Source organism: Pandoraea capi, from assembly GCF_902459735.1.
GTDB lineage: Bacteria > Pseudomonadota > Gammaproteobacteria > Burkholderiales > Burkholderiaceae > Pandoraea > Pandoraea capi.
This window is the reverse complement of sequence record NZ_CABPRV010000019.1, coordinates 20,466-27,636: the sequence shown is the minus strand read 5'-3', so window position 1 is coordinate 27,636 and position 7,171 is coordinate 20,466. Positions and strand designations below refer to the sequence as shown.

Below are 7,171 nucleotides of genomic sequence, written 5' to 3'. Positions count from 1 at the left end.
GCTCCTGCCGCTTTCCAGGAGTTGGTTTAACGGGACTTTGCTAGAAGCCCATTGGCCCGATTGAAGGGGGCAGGTCAACGTATCAAAGAAGTTGCACGCGAAGGGCTGGATTCAGAAAGTGACCTATGACGCACTGTTCCAGCGTGCTATAGAGATCGGCGCGACTGATCTTGAGGACGAAGAGGCTGAGTAAGGAATGCGCAGCGTAGCTCAGTGGATAGAGCGCCTGGCTGTCGACATGCCTAGGAGTGTGCATTCCTTGGTGTGGGCCGGGAGGGCGTGGGTTCAAGTCCCACCGCTGCCCCCAAACCCCTGCCTATCGAGCCCGGCAGGGTAGAATAGTGGCGTCCAAGCAATCCGGCTTGGGCGGAAACCGAGCAGAATTCGCCGGACCCGTAGGACGCGCATAGGACTCGTGCTGTCCCATGGCGCAATTTGGAAGTGGCTCGCAGAAAAGAAAAACGGCCTAGGTAGTTAAACCTAAGCCGTTGTTTCTTCTGGGAAAACTCACCAGGGAATCTGGTGGGTGGTACAGGGATTGAACCTGTGACCCCTGCCGTGTGAAGGCAGTGCTCTACCGCTGAGCTAACCACCCAAATCATTAACTAAATCAATGATTTAGTGTTGATTGCTGAAGTTCTTCTTTCGCAATCAGGAGCAGAACTTTAACTGTTTTCGTAGAAGTCTGCAACTTTTCTTTTGTTCTATTTTGCTGCCGCCGTGACGATATCTCTCGATCACTTCACGCCGTTTCTTGCGATGTCTCGCAAGCAGCAAAGACAGCGATTATAGGGGCGTTTTCTTCGTTTGGGAAGCGCTTCGTGCGATTTTTTCGCAACGTCGTTCGTATCCTTCCGAGAATCACGCAGCGGGTGCTGCCTCTCCTTCCGGCGGCGTAGGTTCCTTGCGCCACACGCACGTCCCCTTCATGCCTTTGTCGATGCCGTTGAGTACGCCGTCGTGCTGCTCGATTTCTTCCGTCGCGGCGAGGATCACCGGCAGATCGAACTGGCGCAGCGAAATCTTCTCGCGCGGCATGCCGTCGTTGCCCTCATCGCTTTCGCCTTCATCGATGACGAGGCTTTCCTGACCGCGCGTCATCGCAAGATAGACGTCTGCGAGCAGTTCCGCGTCGAGCAAAGCGCCGTGCAACGTCCGGTGGGCATTGTTCACGCCAAGGCGCTCACACAACGCGTCGAGCGAGTTGCGTCGCCCCGGGAACATTTCGCGCGCACGCATCAGCGTATCGATCAGGCCGGAGCAGTGCTGCATGAACGGCGGCCAGCCGAGGCGGCCGAACTCCATGTCGAGAAAGCCCAGGTCGAACGCCGCGTTGTGGATGATGATTTCCGCGTCGCGGCAGTACTCGCGCAACTGTTCGGCAATCTCGGCGAACTTGGGTTTGTCGGAAAGGAACTCGGTCGTCAGGCCGTGCACCGCCAGTGCGCCCGGATCGCTGTCGCGCTCGGGGTTGATGTAGAAGTGCAGGTTGTTGCCGGTCAGGCGGCGATTGACCAGTTCGACGCAACCGATTTCCAGCAGACGGTCGCCCGTCTTCGCATTCAGGCCGGTGGTTTCGGTATCGAGGATCAGTTGTCGCATGATGTTCGGTCAGAGGTTGAAGCTTTCGTAATTTGCGCGCTGCGGGCTATGTGCCTCACGCAGTGCGCGGATCGTGCTGATGTTGATGCAAGCGCATAGGGCGGGCGAGGGCGCGCCAACCGTCGCTATTGATATTGCGTCGTCAGGCGCTGGCTACCCTTGATGCCTCGCTCGGTTAGCCACGGCGCAGGCTCTCTACGCCGCGATTGGCCAACTGGTCGGCGGCTTCGTTGCCTTCGTGCCCTGCGTGGCCTTTCACCCAGCGCCAGTCGATGTCGTGCTTTTGCGAGACGATGTCCAGCGTCTGCCAGAGGTCGGCATTCTTCACCGGTTCCTTGGCGGCCGTCTTCCAGCTGCGCGCTTTCCAGCCATGGATCCACTCGCTGATGCCCTTCTGCACATACTGCGAGTCGGTGTGCAGTACGACATGACAGGGCTTGTTCAGGGCTTCGAGCGCGCGAATGACGGCCAGCAGCTCCATGCGGTTGTTCGTGGTGTTGGGCTCGCCCCCGAACATTTCCTTGCGGTGTTTGCCCGCGACGAGCAGGGCGCCCCAGCCGCCGGGGCCGGGATTGCCTTTACAGGCTCCGTCGGTATAAATCTCAACTTGCGGCAAGGTCATCTCTCAAACAATCAATCGGACGCGTCGGTTGCTTCCGCCATCTGGCGGTGCGTAGTATTCGGTGTGGCCACCGGTGCCGGTGCCGGCTGGAGGCCGAGTATACGCTTGCGGACTTTGCCGACCAAGCGCGTGCCCTTGACGCGCTTGACCGCGCGCACCGCGTAAAGCGCACCGAAGATCGGCCACCAGCGATCGCCCGCCGGCTCCATGAACTCGAAGCGTTGCAGCCAGTGCTCGCCGCGCAACGGTGGGCGATAGCAGCCGAAGCGGCCGCGATCGATGTCAAACGACAGCAGCTTGAGCCAGTCTTTCAGACGCGTGAAAGCGATCAGGTCGGCACCCGGCGGCAGGAACGGCGCCCCCGCGAGGCGGCCCAGTTCCTCGCGCGCACCCCACAGACTCAGATTGTTGAATCCGGTGATGATGACTTGCCCTTCCGGCACGAGAATGCGTTCGACCTCACGCAGGATGTCGTGCGGGTTCTCGGCAAATTCGAGCACGTGCGGCAGCACCACCAGATCGGTGCTGGCCGTGGCGATCGGCAGTTCGTCGAAACGGCTCACGAGGATGTCGCGCGCCACCATGTCGACGGCGCCTGCGTCGGCCGACGGCACGCCGCTGGTCGTATCGCTGGCCGCTTTGGTCATGAGCACAGGGGCTTCCGGCCCACGCGCGGCGGGAAGGATGAGGCCCCGGTAAGGCATGCGGTTTTCGCGCAGCGTATCTAGCTCGGGACGGCCCAACTGCAACGCGTGATAGCCGAACAGATCCCCGACCCATTGGTCGAAGAGGGCCTGTTCCCATGCGAGCGCGTAGCGGCCTGGCGGTGAGACGAGCCAGACGGGCCAGTCTATAATCGGACGTTCTGACATGGTGGCGAGTATATATGGATGCGCACGCAGATGCGGTGAGTAAGCAGTCGGCCGAAACACTGACCGTCTTTCCCGTCCCCGCGTTCCAGGACAATTATCTCTGGGTGATCGATAACGGCAAAGATGCCGTCGTGGTCGACCCGGGCGACGCGGCACCGGTGCTCGCCTATCTCGAGTCGCGCGGCCTCACGCTGCGCGCCATCCTCGTCACGCACAAGCATCCCGATCACATCGGCGGCGTCGACACGTTGCTCGAACGCTTCGACGTGCCGGTCCACGGTCCTGCGCACGAAGCCATCGCTTGCGTCGACCATCCGCACAATGGCGGCGAGACGGTACACATCGACGCGCCGGCCATGGCGCTTCAGGTGATCGACGTTCCCGGTCATACGGCTGGTCACATCGCTTACTTCCTCGGCGCGGGCGCAGCGGGTGCGCCACGCCTGTTCTGCGGCGACACCCTGTTCTCGTGCGGATGCGGCCGTCTGTTCGAAGGCACCCCTGCGCAGATGCTCGCCTCGCTCGATGCCCTCGCTGCGCTGCCGCCGGCCACGCTGGTGCATTGCGCTCACGAATACACGCTGTCGAACATCCGCTTCGCGCTCGCCGTCGATCCGGATAACCCGGCGCTCAATGCCTGGCATCAAGAGGCGAGCACGTTGCGCGCTGCCGGACGCCCCACGTTGCCCACCACGCTCGCGCAGGAGCGCGTGACGAACCCCTTCCTGCGCAGCGACGCACCGGCCGTGATTGCCGCCGCCGAGGCGCATGCCGGAAAGACGTCGCTTTCGCGCGAGGGCGTTTTCGCCGCCGTGCGCGGCTGGAAAGATACCTTCCGATAAATTCGGCGCTAGCCGTGAGCACGTCACGCTGTCAACAGCGTGGCGTGCGATGGACCTTGTCGCCCGGCGGACGTTGACAGTTTTATCGCCACCTGCTCCGCCCTGACGCCTCGCCTCCGATGTGAAGTTTCGGTGTCATATCGATGGCATCGTATACGGAGTGCGTGGCGTAAAGTGCGTCAAAAACGTGTGTCGCTCCCACCACATTTTGTGAATTCTCCCTCGGGGATAACCCCTATTTTTAGGGCGTTTTGGCGTAAATTTTGCAAAAAAATTAGGCAGAATGGTTGACGCATCTGAAGGGTTTCCTTACCATCCTTGCCAATTTCATGAAGATGTAACCCAAATCGAGCCCGATCAATGCGACTTATCGTTAGCTTGCTCCTGACGCTGCTATTGGCAGCGTGTGCCAGCACAGCGCCGACCACAGGTGCATCGAATGCTTCTCCCGATGCGCAGAGCAAGTCGCCTGTCGCTTCGACCGCAAAAGGCAAGCAGCGCGTCTCCAGCGACCAGCCCATCGACCTCGACAACGACTCGATCAACGATCTGGCTTACGGCAGCGACGACGCCGATCTCTGGTCGCGCATCCGCCACGGTTTCTCCATCCCTGACCTCGACACCGACCTCGCACAGGATCGCACGCAGTGGTACGCGCAGCGTCCCGAGTATGTCGAGCGCATGATCCAGCGTTCCGAGAAGTATCTGTTCCATATCGTCGAAGAGCTTGAGCGCCGTCATATGCCGACGGAACTCGCACTGCTGCCGTTCGTGGAAAGCGCGTACAACCCGCAAGCGCTCTCCACGGCCAAGGCGGCCGGCATGTGGCAGTTCATCCCGAGTACGGGCAAGACGTACAACCTCAAGCAGAACATGTTCCAGGACGAGCGCCGCGACGTGCTCGCCTCGACGACCGCCGCCCTCGATTACCTCTCGAAGCTGTATGCGATGTTCGGCGACTGGCATCTCGCGCTGGCCGCCTATAACTGGGGCGAAGGCAACGTGCAGCGCGCCATCGATCGTAACCAGGCGCAGGGACTGCCGACCGATTACCTGAGCCTGCGTATGCCGACCGAAACCCGGTATTACGTGCCGAAGCTCCAGGCCATCAAGAACATCATTGCGCATCCGGACATCTACAGCGTCAAGCTACCGGAGATTCCGAACCACCCGTACTTCGTCAGCGTGACCACGAAGCGCGATATCGACGTGGCGCTCGCCGCCAAGCTGGCGGATCTGCCGCTCGACGAATTTCGCGCACTGAACCCATCGTTCCGCAAGCCCGTGATTCTGGGCGCTGCGCAAACGCAGATTCTGCTGCCGTTCGACAGCGCCGAAGTGTTCCAGCGCCGCCTGAAGAGCTACGACAAGCCGCTGTCGAGCTGGACGACGTACACGTCGGTATCGCGTGAGCGTCCGGAAGACGTGGCGCGCAAGCTCGGTGTGGATGCTGCCGTCATTCGCTCGGTCAACAACATCGCGCCGCGCATGCGCCTGAAGGCAGGCTCGACGTTGCTCGTGCCGCGCTCGGACGACATCGATCAGGACATCAGCGCGTCGGTCGCGACGAACGCGGTGCTGGCGCTGGAGCCGGATCTGCCCGATACCCGCAAGGTGATGGTGCGTGCGCGCAAGCACGACACGCTCGCCGGTGTGGCATCGCGTAGCGGCGTGAGCGTCGCCCAGATCAAGAGCTGGAACCGTTTGCGTCGCGACAGGCTGACGTCGGGCCAACTGCTCGTGCTGCATGTCCCGGTCAAGGACGCGTCGCGCGTGCTGGCCGCCTCGGCGCCGGAACCGGTGGCGGCGAAGGATGACGACAATGCACCGCGCACGCGTCTGGTGCGTGGCAAGAACGGCAAGATGATTCGTGTGGTCGACCATCGCCCGGCCGCCAGCCCGGCCAAGTCGACCAAGGCGGTCGCGAGCAAGTCGGCACCCGCCGCGAAGGTCGCCGCAAAGGCACCCGCCAAGGCTCAGGCCAAGGCTCAGGCCAAGGCGCCTGCGAAGCCGTCCACGAAGGTCACCAAGACGGCTCAGCGGTAAGACGCTCTCGCGACGCCCGGTCGCCGCAGTTCCCCAAAACGCCCGTGAGGTCAGTCCTCACGGGCGTTTTGCTTTTCGGAATGCGGCGGCGCGATTTCCCTCGGACGTTCCCCGGACGACCCACAAGTGCCTGCACGCGGTTCACGTGCTGCTTCGGAAAATTCCCATAAATGCACCGGCGTGTATTTCCTATGATGAAGACGCGGACGATTTCGTTCGTATTCACTCAAGAAGGAGTCCTAAATGAAGAAGGAAATGGGAACCGTGAAAGAAGTGACCGAACTCGACGTACTCGCCTCGGTGGATGCCACGCACGCCACGCGCGGTGTCATCGGCAACGATGCCGAAGGCATCACCGTGCTGCCGCTGTGCTTCCGCCCGGTGTGCATCCCGACGCTGCCGCCGGTGACCGGAGGTCATGCATAAGGTGGCAGATTCGATGCGAATCGGAACCGGCGCGTGTGCGGACGCGCCGGTTTTCCGTCATCTGGCGCCCGATGTTCACGTCGTCGGCATCGACGACCACGTGGTCGTGCTCAAGCTCGCTCACGACCGCTACTTCAATCTGTCTTACGCGCACTCGCAGGCACTGCGTCGGCTGATCGGATGGCGTCATGACCCGCAGGTCGTCTCCAGCACGCTGCCGGCGATGCAGGCCATGTTCGACGCGGAAGGACTCTTTGCCCCGGAGCCATGCGATACGCCGGATGCGCACCACGCGACGCGAGACATGTCGCCCCGGCTCGGCTTCGATGCCTGGCTGGTCATGCCCGGCGATCTGGCGGGTGCTGCACGCAAGCGCGACGTGATTCGCGCGGGCTACTGGCTATGGAAGGCGCAGCGCGTCACCCGCAAGGCGCGCATGGCGGGCGTGATCGACCGGGTAAGTCATGCGCAGCAGGCGCGTCCCACGCATTACGGTCTACCGGGTGACTACGCGCCCTATGTCGCGGCCATGCACCGTGCCGCGTTGTGCTACCCGCAGTGCACGCCGTGCCTGCCCTGGTACGCCGCATTGGCGATGTGGTGTGCTCACGATGGCCTGCGTCTGCAACTGGTTGTCGGCGTGCAGCGCCAGCCGTTCTACGCCCACGCATGGGCCGAAGCGCAGGGGCGGGTGATCGGTGACGACCCGCGCCGCCGCGAACAACTGGCTGTCATCTACGAAACGCCCGCGTGACCCAACG

The 7,171-nt window shown here is 62.1% G+C and carries 7 protein-coding genes and 1 tRNA gene; 4 read left to right on the top strand and 4 right to left on the bottom strand.

Going from position 1 to position 7,171, the window contains the following annotated elements:
* Nucleotides 1-520: 520 nt before the first annotated feature.
* The 4 genes from PCA20602_RS25305 to PCA20602_RS25290 all read right to left on the bottom strand — a co-directional run bounded on the left by PCA20602_RS25305 (nucleotide 521) and on the right by PCA20602_RS25290 (nucleotide 3,096).
* Nucleotides 521-595: transfer RNA gene (locus PCA20602_RS25305), tRNA-Val, on the bottom strand.
* A 266-nt stretch (nucleotides 596-861) separates the two neighbouring features.
* Entirely contained in the window at nucleotides 862-1,602 is a 741-nt protein-coding gene (gene dnaQ, locus PCA20602_RS25300; RefSeq protein ID WP_150723542.1) for a DNA polymerase III subunit epsilon, read from the bottom strand.
* A gap of 175 nt (nucleotides 1,603-1,777) precedes the next feature.
* A complete protein-coding gene (rnhA, locus tag PCA20602_RS25295) occupies nucleotides 1,778-2,224 on the bottom strand; it encodes a ribonuclease HI (RefSeq protein WP_150723541.1) in 447 nt (148 codons plus the stop codon).
* Between the two features lie 11 nt (nucleotides 2,225-2,235).
* Entirely contained in the window at nucleotides 2,236-3,096 is an 861-nt protein-coding gene (locus tag PCA20602_RS25290) for a methyltransferase domain-containing protein (protein WP_150723540.1), read from the bottom strand.
* A 14-nt stretch (nucleotides 3,097-3,110) separates the two neighbouring features.
* Between PCA20602_RS25290 and gloB the strand changes: the two genes are divergently transcribed.
* From gloB to PCA20602_RS25270, 4 genes are all read left to right on the top strand, one after another.
* Nucleotides 3,111-3,938: a hydroxyacylglutathione hydrolase gene (gene gloB / locus PCA20602_RS25285; protein ID WP_150723539.1), complete on the top strand. Its 828-nt coding sequence runs from the start codon at nucleotides 3,111-3,113 to the stop codon at nucleotides 3,936-3,938.
* A 360-nt stretch (nucleotides 3,939-4,298) separates the two neighbouring features.
* Nucleotides 4,299-5,984, top strand: a complete 1,686-nt coding sequence (locus PCA20602_RS25280; RefSeq protein ID WP_150723538.1) for a transglycosylase SLT domain-containing protein — start codon at nucleotides 4,299-4,301, stop codon at nucleotides 5,982-5,984.
* A 243-nt stretch (nucleotides 5,985-6,227) separates the two neighbouring features.
* On the top strand, nucleotides 6,228-6,410 hold the full coding sequence (locus tag PCA20602_RS25275) for a hypothetical protein (RefSeq protein ID WP_150723537.1): 183 nt from the start codon (nucleotides 6,228-6,230) through the stop codon (nucleotides 6,408-6,410).
* A gap of 13 nt (nucleotides 6,411-6,423) precedes the next feature.
* Nucleotides 6,424-7,164: a lasso peptide biosynthesis B2 protein gene (locus tag PCA20602_RS25270; protein WP_174981611.1), complete on the top strand. Its 741-nt coding sequence runs from the start codon at nucleotides 6,424-6,426 to the stop codon at nucleotides 7,162-7,164.
* Nucleotides 7,165-7,171: the final 7 nt, after the last annotated feature.